Genomic DNA, 18,239 nt, shown 5'->3' on the forward strand with positions numbered 1-18,239 from the left:
ATCACAGGTGCTTGCAAATACCTGTGATGGAACTATCTGCCCGCCTACTGACGGTGCGCTGACGCATTTCTTACGCAAGCTGACGCATAACTGAACCCAGGCTTACAGACCAGGAAGAAACCCTTAGCCGCCGTTTTTTGATGTGAAAAACCGGCCAAAACGATCCAAAACCCGCGTATTTGCTGCATTGCAGCGCGTAAGCAAAGGGTCAGTAGCGGTTCGCAGAATGCGCCTCGTTTGTGCATTGCAACAGGCAATGCACGGCAACCTTCCAAACAAGGAGACAAGCCATGAGTGACCCCGTCGTTGAGAAGATTCAACGCCACCCGAAGTACCAGGAGCTGCGCGCCCGGCGCACCCCCCTGGGGGCGGTGCTGACCATCCTGATGCTGGCCGTGTATTTCGGCTACATCGGCCTGATCGCGTTCGACAAAGCCTTTCTAGCCAAGCCCATAGGCGCGGGCGTGACCTCGCTGGGTGTGCCCATCGGCATGGGCGTGATCCTGTTCACGATTGCCATCACGGTGTACTACGTGCGTGTGGCGAACAACAAGTTTGACGCTCTGACCGAGCAAATCATGAAGGACGTGGCTCCATGAAGTACGCCAAGACCTTGGCCAGCAGCGCGCTGGCACTGGCGGGCCTGACGGCCGTCAGCATCGCCCAGGCCGCCGGTGGCGACGTGGGCCAGGCCGCCAAGCAGGAAACCAACTGGGTGGCGATCATCATGTTCGGCATCTTTGTCGCCGGCACGCTGTGGATCACCAAGTGGGCAGCCTCCAAGACCCGCTCGGCCGCCGACTTCTACACCGCCGGCGGCGGCATCACGGGTTTTCAGAACGGCCTGGCGATTGCCGGCGACTACATGTCGGCCGCGTCCTTCCTGGGCATTTCGGCGGCCGTGATGGCCTCGGGCTATGACGGCCTGATCTACTCCATCGGCTTCCTCGTGGGCTGGCCCATCATCACCTTCCTGATGGCCGACCGGCTGCGCAACCTGGGCAAGTTCACCTTTGCCGACGTGGCCGGCTACCGCTTCGCGCAGGCGCCGATCCGCATGTTCGCGGCCTCGGGCACGCTGATCGTGGTCGCGTTCTACCTGATCGCGCAGATGGTCGGCGCGGGCCAGCTCATCAAGCTGCTGTTCGGCCTGGAGTACTGGATGGCGGTGGTCATTGTCGGCGCTCTGATGATGGTCTACGTGCTGTTCGGCGGCATGACGGCCACCACCTGGGTGCAGATCATCAAGGCCGTGCTGCTGCTGGCGGGCGTGAGCTTCATGGCCTTCATGGTGCTGGCCAACTACGGCTTCAGCCCCGAGGCGCTGTTCGCCAAGGGCGTGGAGGTGCGCACGCAGATCGCCGCCAACGCCGGCAAGACGCCCGAAGAGGCAGCCAAGGCCGGCCTGGCCATCATGGGCCCGGGCGGCTTCATCAAGGACCCGATCTCGGCCATCTCCTTCGGCATGGCGCTGATGTTCGGCACGGCCGGCCTGCCGCACATCCTGATGCGCTTCTTCACCGTGCCCAACGCCAAGGAGGCACGCAAGTCCGTGGGCTGGGCCACGGTGTGGATCGGCTACTTCTACATCCTGATCTTCATCATCGGCTTCGGCGCCATCACCATGGTGCTGACCAACCCAGAGATGGCCGACACCGTCAAGGGCGTGATCAAGGGCGGCGCGGGCACGGCCAACATGGCGGCGGTGCTGGTGGCCAAGAGCGTGGGCGGCAACATCTTCTACGGCTTCATCTCCGCCGTGGCCTTTGCCACCATCCTGGCCGTGGTCGCGGGCCTGACGCTGTCCGGGGCCTCCGCCGTGTCGCACGACCTGTACTCCACCGTGATCAAGAAGGGCAAGGCCGACAGCGCCGCCGAACTCAAGGTGTCGCGCATGACCACCCTGGCCCTGGGCGTGATCGCCGTGCTGCTGGGCATCCTGTTCGAGAAGCAGAACATCGCCTTCATGGTCTCGCTGGCCTTCGCCATTGCCGCCTCGGCCAACTTCCCGGCGCTGATCCTGTCGATTCTGTGGAAGGACTGCACCACGCGCGGCGCGGTGACCGGCGGCTTCCTGGGTCTGATCTCCTCCGTGGGCCTGACCATCGTCTCGCCCTCGGTGTGGGAGGCGACACTGGGCAATCCCGCGGGCTCGGCCCTGTTCCCCTACTCGTCGCCGGCCCTGTTCTCCATGACCATCGGCTTCGTCGGCGTGTGGCTGTTCTCGATCACCGACAAGAGCGCCCGCGCGGCCAAGGATCGTGCCGCCTTCCCGGCGCAGCAGGTGCGCTCGGAGACCGGCCTGGGCGCTGCCGGCGCATCGGGCCACTGAGCGATAATGGAAAGAGGGGCCAACAGGCCCCTGAAACCAAAACCGGGCCTCACAAGGGCCCGGTTTTTTGCTCTCTTAACAATAGCTGTCAGCGCATACAGACAGGACGTTTCAGCCTGTTTTAATCAAACTCCTCCGCGCAGGCGCCGCAGCTTGATGAAGGCCATGGCCGCCATCACCGCGTCGTTGAGCGCGTCATGCGCCTCGCGCTCGGGCAGTCCCAGATCCTGCATCAAGGTGGAAAAGCGCAGGTCTATCCCGGCATTGGCCTGCTGCTGGTAGGGCGGCAATTGCTTGAACTTGTAGTCGTAGTACAGGGCCGATACCTCGATCTTGGGCTGCGGCAGGCCCATCCCTAAGAGCGGCCAGATGGCGCGGTTGAGCATGGCCACGTCGAATTCGAGGTAGTAGCCCACCAGCGGGCGGCTGCCGATGAAGCGCATCAGCTGGCGCATGGCCTCATCCTTGGGCAGGCCGCCCGCCAGGTCTCTGCTGCGCAGGCGGTGGATGCGCACGCTGTCGGCGCTGACGCCTTTTTCCGGGCGAATCAGCAGCTCCAGGCGCTCGCTGGTCAGGATGCGCTCGCCCACGATGCGCACCGCGCCCACGGAGATGATTTCGTCGCTGCGCGTATTGAGCCCGGTGGTTTCGCAATCGAGCGCCACCCACTCCTCGTGCGGCGGCGGATCGAACATGGGGGCGAATTCGGGCTCGCCCAGGTGGTACACCAGCCACCAGCGGCGCAGCCGCTCCCACCACAGCGGTGCCAGCTTGCTGTAGTGCCGGCTCATACGGCGTCCATGCGCAGGCGCTGGTGCAGCAGGGCCTTGAAGCGCTTGACCACGGACAGCGTGTCCTTGAGCAGGTCGCGCTGCAGGCTGGTGAGCTTGGCCGGGTCGACGTTGCCGGTGACGCCGCGCTGCAGCTCCAGCTCGTCCAGGCCGGCCTGCAGGCGCAGCTCCATCAAGAAGTGCAGGCCTTGCAGCAGCTCCTGGCCCAGGGCCGCATCGAGCTGGCCCTCGGCCTGCAGTGCGGCAATGCGCTCGGCCGTACCCGTGGCGTTGATGCGCCGTGCCAGCGCCAGGCTGCGCACCCCATGGACGATGGGAAAGATGCCGGCCTTCTTCAGGTTGACGAGCGTGACATCTTCCAGCCCCAACAGCCGGCCCCACCACCCCGCCGGGCCGCCAAAGGCGTCGATGGCCAGGGCAAAGCGGGCCACCAGGGCGTCGTTTTCCGCGCCCAGCTGGAACAGCCGCTGGCGCACGGCGCTCAGCAACTGGGCGTCGCCGGCGACGGCATGGGCGTCCAGGAAGATGGCCAGGTGCATCAGGCTGTCGCCCTCGGGCTTGAACAGCCAGTCGCGCACCCTGTCGCCAAACTCGCTCACCGTGCCGCGCCAGGCCGGGTTGCTGAGCATGATGCGGCCCGGGCACTCGGGGTAGCCGAAGCCGGCCAGCGCCTGGGAGAAGCGTTCGCAAATCGCCTGCAGGTCGGCCGGCGGCTCGTAGCCGTCGCGCAACAGCAGGCCGTTGTCCTGGTCGGTCTTCAAGAGCTGCTCGCCGCGCCCCTCGCTGCCCATCACGAACAGGCAGCTGTTGGCCACGAGATCGCGCGGCGCAATCATCTGCCAGGCGCGCTCGAACAGGCGCGCATTGAGCTGCGCCACCAGCTGCGCCACCAGCGCAATGCGCGTGCCGCTGCGATGCAGCACGGCCACCAGGCGCGTGACCTGGGCGGCGGCCTGCTCCAGCGCAGCCAGGTCGCGCGCCTGCTCGATATGCACCGTGATCAGGTGCGACTGGTTGGCCAGGAAGCTGAACAGGTCCAGCGCCTCCAGGATGCCCAGCACCTGGCCGCCCTCGCCCAGCACCGCCAGCCGGTGCACGCGCGCGCGCAGCAGCAGGGCCATGGCGTCGCCCAGCTGGTCGCTGGCGCGCACGGTGACCAGCGGGTGGCTGGCCAGCTCGCCCACGGTGATCTGCGCCAAGGGGCGGCCGTCGAGGATGGCGCGCTGCAGCGTGGTGTTGGAGAAAAGCCCCAGCCCATCGGGCACGTCGGGCAGGCCGCTGACCAGCACGCTGGTGGTGCGCTGCTCCTGGAACAGGCGCACCACGGAGACGATGTCGGTGCCCGCATCGACCACATGCGCCGGGCGCAGGAAGGCCTGGTCCACGCGCGTGAGCGTGAGCGACTGCATCTCGTGCTGCTCGGCGCGCTGCGCCAGGGTGCTGAGCTTCTGCCCCAGGTCGGAAAACAGCAGCGCGCCAAAGTTGCGGTTGCGTGCGATCAGCTCCATGACGGTGGCGCGCGCCAGCTGGTAGGCGAGCAGCTCCTCGGCCACGGTGAAGCGGCTGCTGACGCGGCCCGCCACCAGCCCGCGGCCGTCGAAGCAGTCGTCCGGCCCATAGGTGGCCAGCACCTCGTCGCCCTCGGCCTGGGTGACATAGCCCTTGATGATGACGAACAGGTGCGCGGGCGCATCGCCCATGTCCAGCACCACGGCGCCCTCGGGGTAGTAGGCAATGTCCACGCTGCCCCGCACCAGCGCCCGCTCCTCGGCGCTGAGACAGTCAAACGGCGAGGCAGAAAAGTTGAAGGCGTTGGGCATGGGCAAGACTCCTGCCCGCGATTCAAGCGCCCAGGCCTTGCGGCACGCTTGCAGCGCGCTCCCAATGTTGCGCAAACCACGCATCGCCGTCCAGGCAGGCACGCAGCATGGGCAGGCTGTCCAGGCCCCAGAACAGGCGGCCGTCGACCTCGAACGCGGGCACGCCGAACACGCCGCGCGCGGCCGCGGCCTCGGTGTTCTCGCGCAGCAGGCGTTTGGCACGCTCGGGGGCGTCATCATCGGTGCGCAGCTGCTCGGCCAGCTGGGCGCGCAGCGCATCGAGCCGCGCCGGATCCAGCGCATCCGCCCCGCCCTGCCAGACATGGCGCAGGATGGCGCCGGCGACGAAGCGGTTGATGAGGCCGTCGTCGCTGCATTCCAGCGCCAGGCGCAGCAGCGGCAGCGGCGGGAACGGGTGGCGCGCCGGCATGTCCAGCCCCACGCCCAGGCTGTGGCCCAGCCAAGTGACATGGCGGTAGGTCCAGTCGCGTTTCGGCGCTATGCCCGCGGGGCCGGGGTTGGTGTGCTGTTTCAGCAGCGCACCCAGCAGCACGGGGCGGTAGCTCAGGCGGTAGGACAGCCCCTCCAGCCGCTGCGGCAGCTGCTCGAAGGCCAGCCAGGCGTAGGGCGAGACGAAGTCCAGATAAAAGGTAATTTCCTTCATGCCAGTTCCTCGGGAAGCGCCAGGCCGGCGCGGCGCAGGGCGGCGGCCCAGATGGCGCGGCGCTCGTCATTGTCCGCCTTCGACCAGGCGCGGATGTCGTCCAGCGAGCGAAAGCAGCCTTCGCAATGGCTGCGGTCGGGCGTCATGCGGCACACCGAGACGCAGGGCGATGGCACTGTTTCTTTTTCAGATAGAAATTGGCCTTTAGCGCTTATCTGAAAAGCGCGTGCAGCTAGCATTTGCATAGTACTCATAACTCTTTCACCACATCCGCCAGCGGGGCCCCCGTGAGCAGCTGCAGGTCCTGCGGGCGCAGCTGGAACACGCCATGGGGGTGGCCGGCCGCGGCCCAGACCACCTCGAAGCGCAGCAGCTCGCGGTCGATCAGCGTGACCGGTGGCTGGACGTGGGCCAGGGGCGAGACGCCGCCGATGGAAAAACCGGTGCGCGCCTTGACGAACTCGGCGTCGGCCCGGCCCGTCTTACCCACCAGCGCGTCCACCTTTTTCTCATCCACGCGCCGGTCGCCCGAGGTGATCACGAGCACGGCGGCGTCGTCCGCCTTGCGCCGGAAGATGATGCTCTTGGCGATCTGGCCCACGGCGATGCCCAGCGCGTCGGCCGCCTGCTGGGCCGTGCGGCAGGCGTCGTCCAGCATGACCGGTGCATGCGCATGGCCGGCGGCCTGCAGAGCGGCGGCCACGCGGCGCACGCCCTCGGGCAGCGCCATCAGTTCGGCTCCACACATGGCGCTCACCCCGCGCGCTTGTTCAGCAGCGCCACCGCCACGCGCGACTGGGGCTTGCGGCTCAGGAACTCGCTGATGTAGGCGCCGGCATCGACCAGCTTGTCCAGGTCAATGCCCGTGTCTATGCCCATGCCCTGCAGCATGTAGACCAGGTCCTCGGTGGCCACGTTGCCGGTGGCGCCCTTGGCGTAGGGGCAGCCGCCCAGGCCGGCGATGGAGGACTGGAAGTTCCACACGCCCAGTTCCAGCGCCGCCAGGGTGTTGGCCAGAGCCTGGCCGTAGGTGTCGTGGAAATGGCCGGAGATCTCGTCCATGGCGTAGTGCCGGGCCGTGGCCTCTATGGCGCGCTGCACCTTGATGGGCGTACCCACGCCTATGGTGTCGGCTACGTCCACGCGCTCTACGCCTATGCTTTTCATCAGGCCCGCCAGGTAGGCCACGCGCTCGGGGGCGATGTCGCCCTCGTAGGGGCAGCCCACGGTGCAGCTCATGGCACCGCGCACGGCCACGCCGGCGGCCAGCGCGGCCTGCACCACGGGGGCAAAGCGCTCGATGCTCTCGGCAATGCTGCAATTGATGTTCTTCTGGCTGAAGGCCTCGCTGGCGGCGCCAAAGACCACGATCTCATCGGGCTTGTCGGCGGCGGCGGCCTCCCAGCCCTTGAGGTTGGGCGTGAGCACCGAGTAGCGCACGCCGGCCTGGCGCGCGATGCCGGCCATGACCTCGTGGTTGTCGGCCATCTGCGGCACCCATTTCGGGCTCACGTAGCTGGTGACCTCGATCTCCTTGAGGCCCGCGTCCTGCAGGCGGTGCACCAAGGCTATCTTGACCTCGGCCGGCACGGGCGTTTTTTCGTTCTGCAGGCCGTCGCGCGGGCCGACGTCGATGATGCGGACTTGGGATGGATAAGGCATGGCGGCTCTCTTGATGAAGGTGAAGTGGGAGGGCGAATCGAATCAATACCCGCGCTCAAGGCTCACGACGCCGGCAATCGCCTCGCCGCGCGCCAGCGCCGCGATCTTGCCGGCTATCTGCGCGATGCTTTCACCCCGCAGCGTGCGCGCCGAGGTATGGGGCGTGAGCGTGATTTTCGGGTGCGTCCAGAACGGGTGACCGGCGGGCAGCGGCTCGGTGCGGAACACGTCCAGCGTGGCGCCCGCCACATGGCCGCCGTCCAGCAGGGCCAGCAGGTCTTCGTCCACCAGATGCGCACCGCGTGCCACGTTGATCACATAGGCGCCGGGCATGAGGCGCGAGAGCGTGCCCTGGTTCATGATGTCCCGCGTCTCGGGCGTGAGCGGCAGCAGGTTCACCAGCACGCGGCTGGCGGCCAGGAAGTCATTCAAGCCCTGGGCGCCATGAAAGCACTGCACGCCCGCGACCTGCCTTGGAGCACGGCTCCAGCCGCGCACCGGAAAGTCGAACTGCGCCACCGCGCGCGCCACGCGCTCGCCCAGCACCCCCAGGCCCATCACGCCCACGGGGAAGTCCCGGCGCTCGCGCGGCTTGCGGTAGCTCCAGCGGCCGGCGCGTGCGCCGGCCTCGTACGCGTCGAACTCGCGGAAATGGCGTATCAGCGCATGGCACACATACTCAGCCATCTGCACCGCCATGCCGGCATCGTCGAGCCGCACCACGCGCATGGCGGGCGGCAGGCGCAGTTTCAGCAGCGCGTCCACGCCCGCGCCGATGTTGAACAGCGCCTTCAGGCCCGGCTGCTCGTCGATGAACTGCTGGGGCGGTGCCCAGACCACGGCGTAATCCGCCTGGGGCGCGCCGGGTTGCCAGAGAGTGATGTCGGCCTGGGGCAGGGCCTCGGCCAGGCCCTGCAACCAGGGCTCGGCCTTGGTGTCGGTACAGCAAAAGGTGATCTTCATGGCACCTGAGCGTACCGCGCTTGGGCCTGGCGCGTGCGTTCAAGCGGCACAAAGCCTGAGCAGCTCTGCGCCTTCCGTCACCTGGTCGCCGGGCGCGTAGAGCAGCTCTGCCACCACGCCGTCGGCCGGCGCGGCGATGGTGTGCTCCATCTTCATGGCCTCCATCACCGCCAGCGCCTGGCCCTTGGCCACCTTGTCGCCGGCCTGCACGGCGAACGACACCACCTTGCCCGGCATGGGGGCCGTGAGGCGCCCGCCCTCGCTGGCTGCCTCGCCCGCATGGGCCAGCAGGTCCAGCGCCTCGATGCGCGTGGCGCCGCGCGGCGTGAACACATGGTCGCTCTCGCCCTGGGCGTAGACCATGGCCTGCGTGCGCTGGCCCGCATACTGCAGGTCCATGGCGCCGCCGGCCGCGGGTACAAAGGCCAGGGTTCCGCTCACCGCCCCCTCGCCCTCGCCCACCTGCAGGCCGTAGCCATCGCCCCGCGCGTAGGTCAGCCAAGCCTTGGCGTGCTGGCCGCCGAAGTCGAACTCGAAGCGGCGCCGGCACGGAACCAGCGAGCGCCAGCCGTCGCGCTGGCTGAAGGGGTTCGCGCCCTGCCCGGCCTGCTCGCGCAGCAGCTGGCTGGCCACGGCAGCGGCGGCGGCCAGCGGCAGGCCGACCTTCTCCTGGCCGAACAGCGCGGCCTCCTCGCGCTGGATCAGCGCGGTGTCGAGCCTGGCCTGCGTGAACGCGCCGCTTTGCACCACATGGCGCAGGAACTGCACATTGGTCGCCAGGCCCACGATATGGGTCTGGGCCAGCGCGCCGTCCAGCCGCGCCAGCGCCTGCTCGCGCGTGTCGCCATGCACGATGAGCTTGGCGATCATGCTGTCGTAGAAGGGGCTGATTGCGTCGCCCTCGCGCACCCCGTCGTCCACGCGCACCGTGCCGCGTGCAAAGCTGGTGCAGGCGGGCTTGCGGTAGACGTTGAGGCGGCCGGTGGCGGGCAGGAAGTTGTTGTCGGGGTTCTCGGCGCAGATGCGCGCCTCGATGGCGTGGCCGATGATCCTCAGCTCGTCCTGGCGCTTGGGCAAAGGCTGGCCGCTGGCCACGCGCAACTGCCACTCCACCAGGTCTTCGCCGGTGATGGCCTCGGTCACCGGGTGCTCCACCTGCAGGCGGGTGTTCATCTCCATGAAGTAGAACTTCATGGCCTCGGGCTGGTCGTAGCCGCCCGGCTGCTCCACGATGAACTCCACCGTGCCCGCGCCCACATAGCCCACGGCCTGGGCCGCGGCCACCGCCGCCTGGCCCATCTTCTGGCGCAGTGCCTCGGTCATGCCCGGCGCGGGGGCCTCTTCGAGCACCTTCTGGTGGCGCCGCTGCACGGAGCAGTCGCGCTCGAACAGGTAGACGCAGTTGCCTTGGCTGTCGCCGAACACCTGGATCTCGATGTGGCGCGGGCGCAGCACGTATTTCTCGACCAGCACGGCGTCGTTGCCAAAGCTGTTGCTGGCCTCGCGCTGGCAGCTGGCCAGCGCGGCGGCGAAGTCCTCGCTTTTCTCGACCAGGCGCATGCCCTTGCCGCCGCCGCCGGCGCTGGCCTTGATGAGCACGGGGTAGCCAATGGCGTCGGCCTCGCGCTGCAGCAGCTGCGGGTCCTGGTCCTCGCCCTGGTAGCCGGGCACCAGCGGCACGCCGGCCTTGGCCATCAGGCGCTTGGACTCGGCCTTCAGGCCCATGGCTGAAATAGCGGACGCGGGCGGGCCGATGAAGACCAGGCCGGCGTCGGCGCAGGCCTGGGCGAAGTCCTCGTTCTCGGACAGGAAGCCATAGCCGGGGTGAATCGCCTGGGCGCCCGTGGCCTTCGCGGCGTCGATGATGCGCTCCCAGCGCAGGTAGCTGTCCTTGGGCGCGCTGGCGCCGATGTGCACGGCCTCGTCACAGGCGGCCACATGCTTGGCCTGGGCATCGGCGTCGGAATACACGGCGACAGTCTTCACGCCCATGCGGCGGGCGGTGGCGGCGACGCGGCAAGCGATCTCCCCACGATTGGCAATCAGGATTTTCTGGAACATTCAGGCCACCTTGGCAGAAGCGGAAAACAGGGAGGAAACGCGCCGCAGCACGGCACGCAGGAACTTGAAAAGCACGGCCAGCAGCAGCGCCGATAGCAGCAGCGCCACCACCAGTGCGATGCCGAACGCCAGCGGATGCTGGGTGGCCAGCCAGACCACCCCCAGCACCAGGCCGTCCTCGAAGAAGGACAGCCCCCAGTTGGAAAACGGCTCGGGCGAGGTGTTGGCCGCCGCGCGCGCCGTCATCTTCGTGGCCAGCGCCGAGGCCGACAGCGTGCCGCCCAGCAGCCCCGCGGCCACGGCCATGCCGGCGTTGTCGGCGCCGAACACGCCGGCCGCCAGCAGCGCGCCGGCCGGCACGCGGATGAAGGCGTGCACCGCATCCCAGGCGCTGTCGAACCAGGGCAGCTTGTCGGCAAAGAACTCGACCAGCAGCATGAAGCCGCTGGCCATCAGCACCACGGGATGCTGCAGCATGGCCAGCCCCGGCGGCAAGGCCAGCCAGCCCAGCGCGCCCATGCCGCCCACCAAGAACACCACGGCATACAGCCGCAGGCCGCTGGCCCAGCCCAGCGCCGCGGCCAGGGCCAGCAGGCCGGGCATGTCCAGCTGCTGCGTGACGCGCGCCGCCCCTTCGGCCACCGCCTGCGCGGTGCCCGCGTCGACGTGCAGGCCCACGCTGTGGAGCCACTGCACGATCTGGGACCTGAGGGCGTCCATGGCGGCAACCAGCGGCGATCAGGCCAGCCAGGAAGGCTTGCGCTTTTGCAGGAAGGACTGCACGCCCTCGCGCCCCTCGTCGCTGGCACGGATGTCGGCGATGCCCGCCACCGTGGCGGCGATCAGGCCGGCGTTGATCTCGCGCTCGGCCACGTCCAGCACCAGCCTTTTGCAAGCGCGCATGGCATTCGGGCTGGCACCGGCCAGAGCCTTGACCAGGGCTTCCACCCGGGCGTCGAGCTGATCCGCTGCCACCACCTCATGCACGAAGCCGATGCGCAGCGCCTCGGCCGCGTCGAAACGCTCGGCCGTCAGAAAGTAGCGGTGCGCCGCACGCGCGCCCATGGCGCGGATGACATAGGGGCTGATGGTGGCGGGGATCAGGCCGATCTTCACCTCGCTGAGGCAATAGCCCGCCGTGTCCACGCTCACCGCCATGTCGCAGGCCGCGACCAGGCCCATGCCACCGGCGTACACGTCGCCCTGCACGCGGGCTATGGTTGGCTTGGGGCATTCGTAGATCACGCGCAGCATCTCGGCGAGCTTGCCCGCGTCGGCGATGTTCTCGTCACGCGTGTAGTCGGCCATGCGGCGCATCCAGTTCAGGTTGGCGCCGGCGCAGAACGCCGGGCCCTCGGCCGCCAGCACCACAGCGCGCACCTCGGCGCGCGCGCCCACCTCGGTGAAGGCGGCCGTGATCTCGGCGATGACCTCGTCGCTGAAGGCGTTGCGCACCTCGGGCTGGGTCAGGGTGATGCGCGCCACGGCGCCTTCATACGCGATGACCAGGTTAGGTTTACTCATGGTGTTCACCTCAAAAATTCAATGTACCAAGCGCCATCCACGGGCTATGAAACTGTCGCGGCCCAGGCCAGCGCCCCCGCGCAAGGGCCGCCCCGCCGCGCTGGGGGCGTCCCCCTCCCGCCTCGCGCAGCGAGGCGAGAGAGGGGGAAGGCGCGAAGCGACTCAGGGGGTGTTTCATTTCACATGCGGAACACGCCGAACTTCACCTCGGGGATAGGCGCGTGGCGCGATGCGGCCAGGGCCAGGGCCAGCACGCGGCGCGTGTCGGCCGGGTCGATGATGCCGTCGTCCCACAGCCGCGCCGTGGCGTAGTAGGGGTGGCCCTGCTTTTCGTACTGCTGGCGGATCGGGGACTTGAAGGCCTCCTCCTCCTCGGCGCTCCACTGGCCGCCCTTGAGCTCGATACCGTCGCGCTTGACGGTGGCCAGCACGCTGGCGGCCTGCTCGCCGCCCATCACGCTGATGCGCGCGTTGGGCCACATCCACAGGAAGCGCGGGCTGTAAGCGCGGCCGCACATGCCGTAGTTGCCGGCGCCAAAGCTGCCGCCGATGATGATGGTGAACTTCGGCACGTTGGCCGTGGCCACGGCCGTGACCATCTTCGCGCCGTGACGCGCGATGCCCTCGTTCTCGTACTTGCGCCCGACCATGAAGCCGGTGATGTTCTGCAGGAAGATGAGCGGTATCTTGCGCTGGCAGCACAGCTCGATGAAGTGCGCACCCTTTTGCGCCGACTCGCTGAACAGGATGCCGTTGTTGGCGACGATGCCCACGGCCATGCCCTCGATGCGCGCGAAGCCGCAGACCAGGGTGGCGCCGTAGCGCGCCTTGAACTCGTCGAACTCGCTACCATCGACGACACGGGCGATGATTTCGCGCACGTCAAAGGGCTTGCGCGTATCGACGGGGATCACGCCATACAGCTCGCTTGCTTCATATTTAGGAGCTACTGGCGCTTTATCGACAGGCGTTACAGGCTGATTTCTATTCAAATTACCCACGGCGGCGCGCGCCAGCGCCAGCGCGTGCAGGTCGCTTTGCGCCAGGTGGTCGGCCACGCCGGACAGGCGCGTGTGCACGTCGCCACCGCCCAGATCCTCGCTGCTGACGACCTCGCCCGTGGCGGCCTTCACCAGCGGCGGGCCGCCCAGGAAGATGGTGCCCTGGTTCTTGACGATGATGGTCTCGTCGCTCATCGCCGGCACATAGGCGCCGCCGGCCGTGCAGCTGCCCATGACCACGGCGATCTGGGCAATGCCCTGCGCGCTCATGTTGGCCTGGTTGTAGAAGATGCGGCCGAAGTGGTCGCGGTCCGGGAAGACCTCGTCCTGGTTGGGCAGGTTGGCGCCGCCCGAATCCACCAGGTAGATGCAGGGCAGGCGGTTGGCTTCAGCGATTTCCTGCGCGCGCAGGTGCTTCTTCACCGTCATGGGGTAGTAGGTGCCGCCCTTCACCGTGGCGTCGTTGCACACGATCATGCAGTCGATGCCGCTGACCCGGCCGATGCCGGCGATCAGGCCGGCGCCGGGGGCGTCGTTGCCGTACATGTTGAGCGCGGCCAGCGGCGCGATCTCCAGGAAGGGCGTGCCGGGGTCCAGCAGCATCTCCACGCGCTCGCGCGGCAGCAGCTTGCCGCGCGCCACATGCTTGGCGCGCGCGGCCTCGCCGCCGCCCTGGGCCACGTGCTCCACATGCTGGCGCAGGTCTTCGACCACGGCACGCATGGCGGCGGCGTTGGCCTGGAATTCCGCCGAGCGCGGATTGAGTTGGGATTCGAGAATCATGCGGTTTTGCCTTCCTGTAGGCCGAGCTCATCCTTCATGGTGTCTCGGATTTTGAATTTCTGGATCTTGCCGGTCACCGTCATCGGAAAGCCGGTGACGAAGCGGATGTAGCGCGGCACCTTGTAGTGTGCGATCTGACCCTTGCAGAAGGCGCGGATGTCGTCCTCTGTCGGACTGGTGCCGGGCTTGGCGATGATCCAGGCGCACAGCTCCTCGCCGTATTTCTCGTCGGGCACGCCCACCACCTGCACGTCCTGCACCTGCGGGTGGCGGTAGAGGAATTCCTCGATCTCGCGCGGGTACAGGTTTTCGCCGCCGCGGATCACCATGTCCTTGATGCGGCCGACGATATTCACGTAGCCCTCTGCATCCATGGTGGCCAGGTCGCCGGTGTGCATCCATCCCTCGGCGTCGATGGCCTCGCGCGTCTTCTCGGCGTCGCCCCAGTAGCCATGCATGACCGAGTAGCCGCGCGTGCACAGCTCGCCGCGCTCGCCGCGCGGCACGACGGCGCCGCTCTCGGGGTCGATGATCTTCACCTCCAGGTGCGGCTGCACCCGGCCCACGGTAGACACGCGCTTTTCCAGGGGCGTGTCGGCATCGCTCTGGCAGCTCACGGGGCTGGTCTCGGTCATGCCGTAGGCAATCGTCACCTCGGCCATGTGCATGTCGCCCTGCACGCGCTTCATGACCTCGATCGGGCAGGGGCTGCCGGCCATGATGCCGGTGCGCAGGCTGCTGAGATCGAACTCGGCAAAGCGCGGGTGGTCCAGCTCGGCAATGAACATGGTGGGCACGCCATGCAGGCCGGTGCAGCGCTCGGCCTGCACCGTCTCCAGCACCGAGAGGGGGTCGAAGCCGTCGTTCGGGTAGACGATAGTGCTGCCATGCGTAAGGCAGGCCAGGTTGCCCAGCACCATGCCGAAGCAGTGGTACAGCGGCACGGGAATGCACAGCCGGTCGGCGGGCGTCAGAAGCATGCACTCGCCGATGAAGAAGCCGTTGTTCAGGATGTTGCGGTGCGTCAGCGTGGCGCCCTTGGGGAAGCCCGTGGTGCCGCTGGTGAACTGGATGTTGATGGGGTCGCTGTTCTTCAGCGTGGCGCCAATGGCGTCTATGCGTGCATCGCCCGCGTCGCCGCGCGCCATCAGCTCGGAAAAACGCAGCATGCCGGGCTGGTCCTCGCCCTGCCCTGCGACATCGATCCAGACCACGGTGCGCAGCGTGGGCAGGCGCCTGGCGGCCAGCAGGCCGGGCCGGCACAGCGCGAGCTCGGGCGCCAACTCGCGCAGCATGCCCAGATAGTCGCTGGTCTTGAACTGCGGCATGGTCACCAAGGCCTTGCAGCCGACCTTGTTCAGGGCGTACTCCACCTCGGCCGTGCGGTATGCCGGGTTGATGTTCACCAGGATCAAGCCCACCTGCGCCGTGGCCAGCTGCATCAGCACCCATTCGGCGTTGTTGTGCGACCAGATGCCGATGCGGTCGCCCGGCGCAAGGCCCAGGCCCAGCAGGGCGCTGGCCAGCCGGCGCACCGCCTGGTGCAGGCCGGCATAGCTGTAGCGCTGGCCCTGGTGGCGGCTGACCAGGGCCTCGTGATGAGGCTGGCGGCGCGCCATGCCGGCGAAGAAGTCGCCGATGGTGGCCTCGATCAGCGGGGCGTCGGTGGCGCCACGCGCATAGCTGGCCGATGGGTTGGCAAGGTCCATGTACTTGATCTCCTGGGCTGTGCAAGGGCGCATGCGCGCCCATCCGGCAATGGGCTCAAAGCATACGCCGCAGGCCGTCGGGGACAAACACCGATAAGGGCCACCAAGGTTGCAAATTGCGCCAGACCTATGCAGACTCGCACCATGCCCCGAACCGCCCAGCCTGCACCCGCCAGCAGCACACCCAAGGCCGCCACCCCTATGGCCTTTGCACAGGCCATCGTGCGCGCCTACACGGTGCGCGGCATGGATCCCGCAGGAGCCTTGAGCCAGTCACAAATCACGCCAGCACAACTGCAGGATACCAAGGCCTGCATCACCAGCGGGCAGATGGAGGTACTGTCCGCCGCCGCCATGCGCGAGCTCGACGACGAAGCCCTGGGCTGGTTCTCGCGCCGCCTGCCCTGGGGCAGTTACGGCATGCTGGCGCGCGCCTCGCTCAGCGCGCCCACGCTGGGCCTGGCGCTGGCGCGCTGGTGCCGCCACCACGCGCTGCTGACGGACGACATCCTGCTGCAGCTGACGAGCGAGGGCGAGCACACCCGTCTGGCCATCACCGAGCGGCGTGACCTGGGCGAGCTGCGCGAGTTCTGCCTGGTGTCCATGCTGCGCAATGCGCTGGGCCTGGCCAGCTGGTTCATCGACTCACGCCTGCCGGTGCTGGCGGCCGAATTCCCCTTTGCCGCGCCGCCGCACGCGCCAGCCTATGCCGTGCTGTTCAGCGGCCCCACGCGCTTTGGCGCGCCGCATGCGGCCGTGCAGTTCGATGCGCGCTACCTGGCCCTGCCGCTCACGCGCGACGAGGCCGCCATGAAGCAGATGCTGCAGCACGCGCTGCCGCTCACGGTGCGCCAGTACCGGCGCGACCGCCTGCTGGTCGCGCGCGTGCGCCAGCTGCTGGCCACGGCGCCGGACGCCGCACACAACGCCCAGCTGCTGGCCGAGCGGCTGCATGTGTCGCCGCGCACGCTGCACCGCCAGCTCAAGGAGGAAGGCGCGTCGCTGCAGGTGCTCAAGGATGAGGTGCGCCAGGGCCGCGCCATCGAGCTGCTGCGGCGCACGCCCCGCCCCATCAAGCAGGTGGCCGAGGCAGCGGGTTTTGCCAGCGAGAAGAGCTTTATCCGTGCCTTTCGCGGCTGGACGGGTCAGTCGCCGGCAGATTTCCGGCGCCAGGCGCGCGCGCCGGCTTGAGCAGCATCGCGGTGTCACAAGCCTGCACACCATTGGCCCAATCTGGAGCATCCGGCGCCATGAACTGTGACACGGCGCCCGTCCGCCCCCCTGTGCAAGCGGGTTGGCACGAAGCTTGATTACTCCTTGCACAGCCGGCCCATCTACCCCGGCCCACCCTCAAGGAGACCCAAATGGACATGTTTGAACTCAAGCGCTTCAACCTCGATATCGCTTACCCCTATCGCCAGAAATACGACAACTTCATCGGCGGCAAATGGGTGACACCGGTGGCCGGGCGCTACTTCAACAACGTCTCGCCGATCACCGGCAAGCCCTTTTGCCAGGTTGCCCAGTCCGACGCCGCCGACGTGAACCTGGCGCTGGACGCGGCCCACGCCGCCCAGGCCAAGTGGGGCAAGACCTCGGCGGCCGAGCGCTCGGGCATCCTGCTGAAGATCGCCGACCGCATGGAGCAGAACCTGGAACTGCTGGCGATTGCCGAGACCATCGACAACGGCAAACCGCTGCGCGAGACCATGGCCGCCGACCTGCCGCTGGGCATCGACCATTTCCGCTACTTCGCCGGCTGCATCCGCGCCCAGGAAGGCACGATCTCCGAGATCGACGCCAACACCGTGGCCTACCACTTCCATGAGCCCATGGGTGTGGTCGGCCAGATCATTCCCTGGAACTTCCCCATCCTCATGGCCTGCTGGAAGCTGGCACCGGCCCTGGCCGCAGGTTGCAGCGTGGTGCTGAAGCCCGCCGAGCAGACGCCGGCCTCCATCATGGTGCTGATGGAGCTGATTGCCGACCTGCTGCCCCCGGGCGTGCTGAACATCGTCAACGGCTACGGCAAAGAGGCAGGCGAGGCCCTGGCCACCAGCAAGCGCATCGCAAAAATCGCCTTCACCGGCTCCACCCCGGTGGGCCAGCGCATCCTGCACGCCGCCGCCGACAACCTCATCCCCTCCACCGTAGAGCTGGGCGGCAAGAGCCCCAACATCTTCTTTGCCGACGTCATGGACGCCGATGACGAGTTCTTCGACAAGGCGCTGGAGGGCTTTTCCATGTTCGCGCTGAACCAGGGGGAGGTCTGTACCTGCCCCTCGCGCATCCTGGTGCAGGAATCGATCTACGAGCGCTTCATGGAACGCGCCGTGGCCCGTGTGCAGGCCATGAAGCAGGGCCACCCGCTGGACAAGAGCACCATGGTGGGCGCACAGGTGTCGCAGCAGCAGCTCGACCGCATCCTGGGCTATGTGGACATCGGCCGCCAGGAAGGCGCCCGGTGCCTGACGGGCGGCGAGCGCCTGCGCGCCGGCGGCGAGATCAACGACGGCTTCTTCGTCAAGCCCACGCTCTTGTACGGCCAGAACGACATGCGCGTGTTCCAGGAGGAAATCTTCGGCCCCGTGGCCTCGGTGACGACCTTCAAGGACGCAGAGGACGCGATCCGCATCGCCAACGACACCGAGTACGGCCTGGGCGCCGGCGTATGGAGCCGCAATGGCTCGGTGGCCTACCACATGGGCCGCGCCATCCAGGCCGGCCGCGTGTGGACCAACTGCTACCACCTGTACCCCGCGCACGCGGCCTTCGGCGGCTACAAGAAGTCGGGCATCGGCCGCGAGACGCACAAGCTGGCCCTGTCCAATTACCAGCAAACCAAGAACCTGCTGGTCAGCTACAACCCCAAGGCGCTGGGCTTCTTCTAAACGCCCCGCCACCCGGCCCCGCTCACGGGTCGGGCCTT

At 67.7% G+C, this 18,239-nt stretch carries 16 protein-coding genes; 4 read left to right on the plus strand and 12 right to left on the minus strand.

Annotated elements, in window-relative coordinates:
• The first annotated feature begins 290 nt into the window (after positions 1-290).
• A complete protein-coding gene (locus P7644_RS17350; protein ID WP_404300485.1) occupies positions 291-599 on the plus strand; it encodes a DUF485 domain-containing protein in 309 nt (102 codons plus the stop codon).
• The gene (locus tag P7644_RS17355; RefSeq protein ID WP_404300486.1) at positions 596-2,332 is read left to right on the plus strand and encodes a cation acetate symporter; all 1,737 of its coding nucleotides are present in this window, start codon (positions 596-598) and stop codon (positions 2,330-2,332) included. The genes P7644_RS17350 and P7644_RS17355 overlap by 4 nt, the downstream gene beginning before the upstream one ends.
• Positions 2,333-2,457: 125 nt before the next feature.
• Here the strand turns inward: P7644_RS17355 and P7644_RS17360 are convergent, their stop codons facing one another.
• The 12 genes from P7644_RS17360 to P7644_RS17415 form a co-directional block, all read right to left on the minus strand.
• Positions 2,458-3,123, minus strand: a complete 666-nt coding sequence (locus P7644_RS17360) for a 3'-5' exonuclease (protein ID WP_404300487.1) — start codon at positions 3,121-3,123, stop codon at positions 2,458-2,460.
• Positions 3,120-4,943 carry a DUF294 nucleotidyltransferase-like domain-containing protein gene (locus P7644_RS17365; RefSeq protein WP_404300488.1) on the minus strand — a complete coding sequence of 608 codons (1,824 nt, stop codon included), beginning with the start codon at positions 4,941-4,943 and terminating at the stop codon, positions 3,120-3,122. Before P7644_RS17365 ends, P7644_RS17360 begins: the two co-directional genes overlap by 4 nt.
• Before the next feature lie 22 nt (positions 4,944-4,965).
• Complete coding sequence (locus P7644_RS17370; RefSeq protein ID WP_404300489.1) at positions 4,966-5,607, minus strand: DsbA family protein; 642 nt, start codon at positions 5,605-5,607, stop codon at positions 4,966-4,968.
• Positions 5,604-5,861, minus strand: coding sequence for a DUF1289 domain-containing protein (locus tag P7644_RS17375; RefSeq protein ID WP_404300491.1), 258 nt, complete (start codon positions 5,859-5,861; stop codon positions 5,604-5,606). The genes P7644_RS17370 and P7644_RS17375 overlap by 4 nt, the downstream gene beginning before the upstream one ends.
• Complete coding sequence (locus P7644_RS17380; RefSeq protein ID WP_404300492.1) at positions 5,858-6,355, minus strand: YbaK/EbsC family protein; 498 nt, start codon at positions 6,353-6,355, stop codon at positions 5,858-5,860. The genes P7644_RS17375 and P7644_RS17380 overlap by 4 nt, the downstream gene beginning before the upstream one ends.
• A 5-nt stretch (positions 6,356-6,360) precedes the next feature.
• Complete coding sequence (locus tag P7644_RS17385; protein ID WP_404300493.1) at positions 6,361-7,269, minus strand: hydroxymethylglutaryl-CoA lyase; 909 nt, start codon at positions 7,267-7,269, stop codon at positions 6,361-6,363.
• 42 nt (positions 7,270-7,311) lie between these two features.
• Positions 7,312-8,232 (minus strand): 2-hydroxyacid dehydrogenase, encoded by a 921-nt coding sequence (locus P7644_RS17390; RefSeq protein ID WP_404300494.1) that lies wholly within the window; start codon positions 8,230-8,232, stop codon positions 7,312-7,314.
• Between the two features lie 39 nt (positions 8,233-8,271).
• Positions 8,272-10,293 carry an acetyl-CoA carboxylase biotin carboxylase subunit gene (locus tag P7644_RS17395; RefSeq protein WP_404300495.1) on the minus strand — a complete coding sequence of 674 codons (2,022 nt, stop codon included), beginning with the start codon at positions 10,291-10,293 and terminating at the stop codon, positions 8,272-8,274.
• Positions 10,294-11,013: a DUF4126 domain-containing protein gene (locus tag P7644_RS17400; protein WP_404300496.1), complete on the minus strand. Its 720-nt coding sequence runs from the start codon at positions 11,011-11,013 to the stop codon at positions 10,294-10,296.
• An 18-nt stretch (positions 11,014-11,031) separates the two neighbouring features.
• Complete coding sequence (locus P7644_RS17405) at positions 11,032-11,817, minus strand: enoyl-CoA hydratase/isomerase family protein (RefSeq protein WP_404300497.1); 786 nt, start codon at positions 11,815-11,817, stop codon at positions 11,032-11,034.
• 179 nt (positions 11,818-11,996) lie between these two features.
• Entirely contained in the window at positions 11,997-13,601 is a 1,605-nt protein-coding gene (locus tag P7644_RS17410) for a carboxyl transferase domain-containing protein (RefSeq protein WP_404300498.1), read from the minus strand.
• Complete coding sequence (locus tag P7644_RS17415; RefSeq protein ID WP_404300499.1) at positions 13,598-15,310, minus strand: AMP-binding protein; 1,713 nt, start codon at positions 15,308-15,310, stop codon at positions 13,598-13,600. Before P7644_RS17415 ends, P7644_RS17410 begins: the two co-directional genes overlap by 4 nt.
• A 144-nt stretch (positions 15,311-15,454) precedes the next feature.
• Between P7644_RS17415 and P7644_RS17420 the strand changes: the two genes are divergently transcribed.
• Positions 15,455-16,501, plus strand: coding sequence for an AraC family transcriptional regulator (locus tag P7644_RS17420; protein ID WP_404300500.1), 1,047 nt, complete (start codon positions 15,455-15,457; stop codon positions 16,499-16,501).
• Positions 16,502-16,674: 173 nt separating this feature from the next.
• Positions 16,675-18,201 (plus strand): aldehyde dehydrogenase family protein, encoded by a 1,527-nt coding sequence (locus tag P7644_RS17425; RefSeq protein ID WP_404300501.1) that lies wholly within the window; start codon positions 16,675-16,677, stop codon positions 18,199-18,201.
• Positions 18,202-18,239 lie beyond the last annotated feature (38 nt).

This window comes from Alicycliphilus denitrificans (assembly GCF_044792555.1).
In the GTDB taxonomy this organism is placed as follows: domain Bacteria; phylum Pseudomonadota; class Gammaproteobacteria; order Burkholderiales; family Burkholderiaceae_C; genus Alicycliphilus; species Alicycliphilus denitrificans_A.

Bases quoted from the DNA above. Each gene is read 5' to 3' on its own strand.
- P7644_RS17390 (WP_404300494.1), bottom strand. From the start codon at position 8,232: ATGAAGATCACCTTTTGCTGTACCGACACCAAGGCCGAGCCCTGGTTG.
- P7644_RS17370 (WP_404300489.1), bottom strand. From the start codon at position 5,607: ATGAAGGAAATTACCTTTTATCTGGACTTCGTCTCGCCCTACGCCTGG.
- P7644_RS17355 (WP_404300486.1), top strand. From the start codon at position 596: ATGAAGTACGCCAAGACCTTGGCCAGCAGCGCGCTGGCACTGGCGGGC.
- P7644_RS17360 (WP_404300487.1), bottom strand. From the start codon at position 3,123: ATGAGCCGGCACTACAGCAAGCTGGCACCGCTGTGGTGGGAGCGGCTG.
- P7644_RS17395 (WP_404300495.1), bottom strand. From the start codon at position 10,293: ATGTTCCAGAAAATCCTGATTGCCAATCGTGGGGAGATCGCTTGCCGC.
- P7644_RS17350 (WP_404300485.1), top strand. From the start codon at position 291: ATGAGTGACCCCGTCGTTGAGAAGATTCAACGCCACCCGAAGTACCAG.
- P7644_RS17375 (WP_404300491.1), bottom strand. From the start codon at position 5,861: ATGAGTACTATGCAAATGCTAGCTGCACGCGCTTTTCAGATAAGCGCT.
- P7644_RS17415 (WP_404300499.1), bottom strand. From the start codon at position 15,310: ATGGACCTTGCCAACCCATCGGCCAGCTATGCGCGTGGCGCCACCGAC.
- P7644_RS17425 (WP_404300501.1), top strand. From the start codon at position 16,675: ATGGACATGTTTGAACTCAAGCGCTTCAACCTCGATATCGCTTACCCC.
- P7644_RS17365 (WP_404300488.1), bottom strand. From the start codon at position 4,943: ATGCCCAACGCCTTCAACTTTTCTGCCTCGCCGTTTGACTGTCTCAGC.
- P7644_RS17400 (WP_404300496.1), bottom strand. From the start codon at position 11,013: ATGGACGCCCTCAGGTCCCAGATCGTGCAGTGGCTCCACAGCGTGGGC.
- P7644_RS17380 (WP_404300492.1), bottom strand. From the start codon at position 6,355: ATGTGTGGAGCCGAACTGATGGCGCTGCCCGAGGGCGTGCGCCGCGTG.
- P7644_RS17385 (WP_404300493.1), bottom strand. From the start codon at position 7,269: ATGCCTTATCCATCCCAAGTCCGCATCATCGACGTCGGCCCGCGCGAC.
- P7644_RS17405 (WP_404300497.1), bottom strand. From the start codon at position 11,817: ATGAGTAAACCTAACCTGGTCATCGCGTATGAAGGCGCCGTGGCGCGC.
- P7644_RS17410 (WP_404300498.1), bottom strand. From the start codon at position 13,601: ATGATTCTCGAATCCCAACTCAATCCGCGCTCGGCGGAATTCCAGGCC.
- P7644_RS17420 (WP_404300500.1), top strand. From the start codon at position 15,455: ATGCCCCGAACCGCCCAGCCTGCACCCGCCAGCAGCACACCCAAGGCC.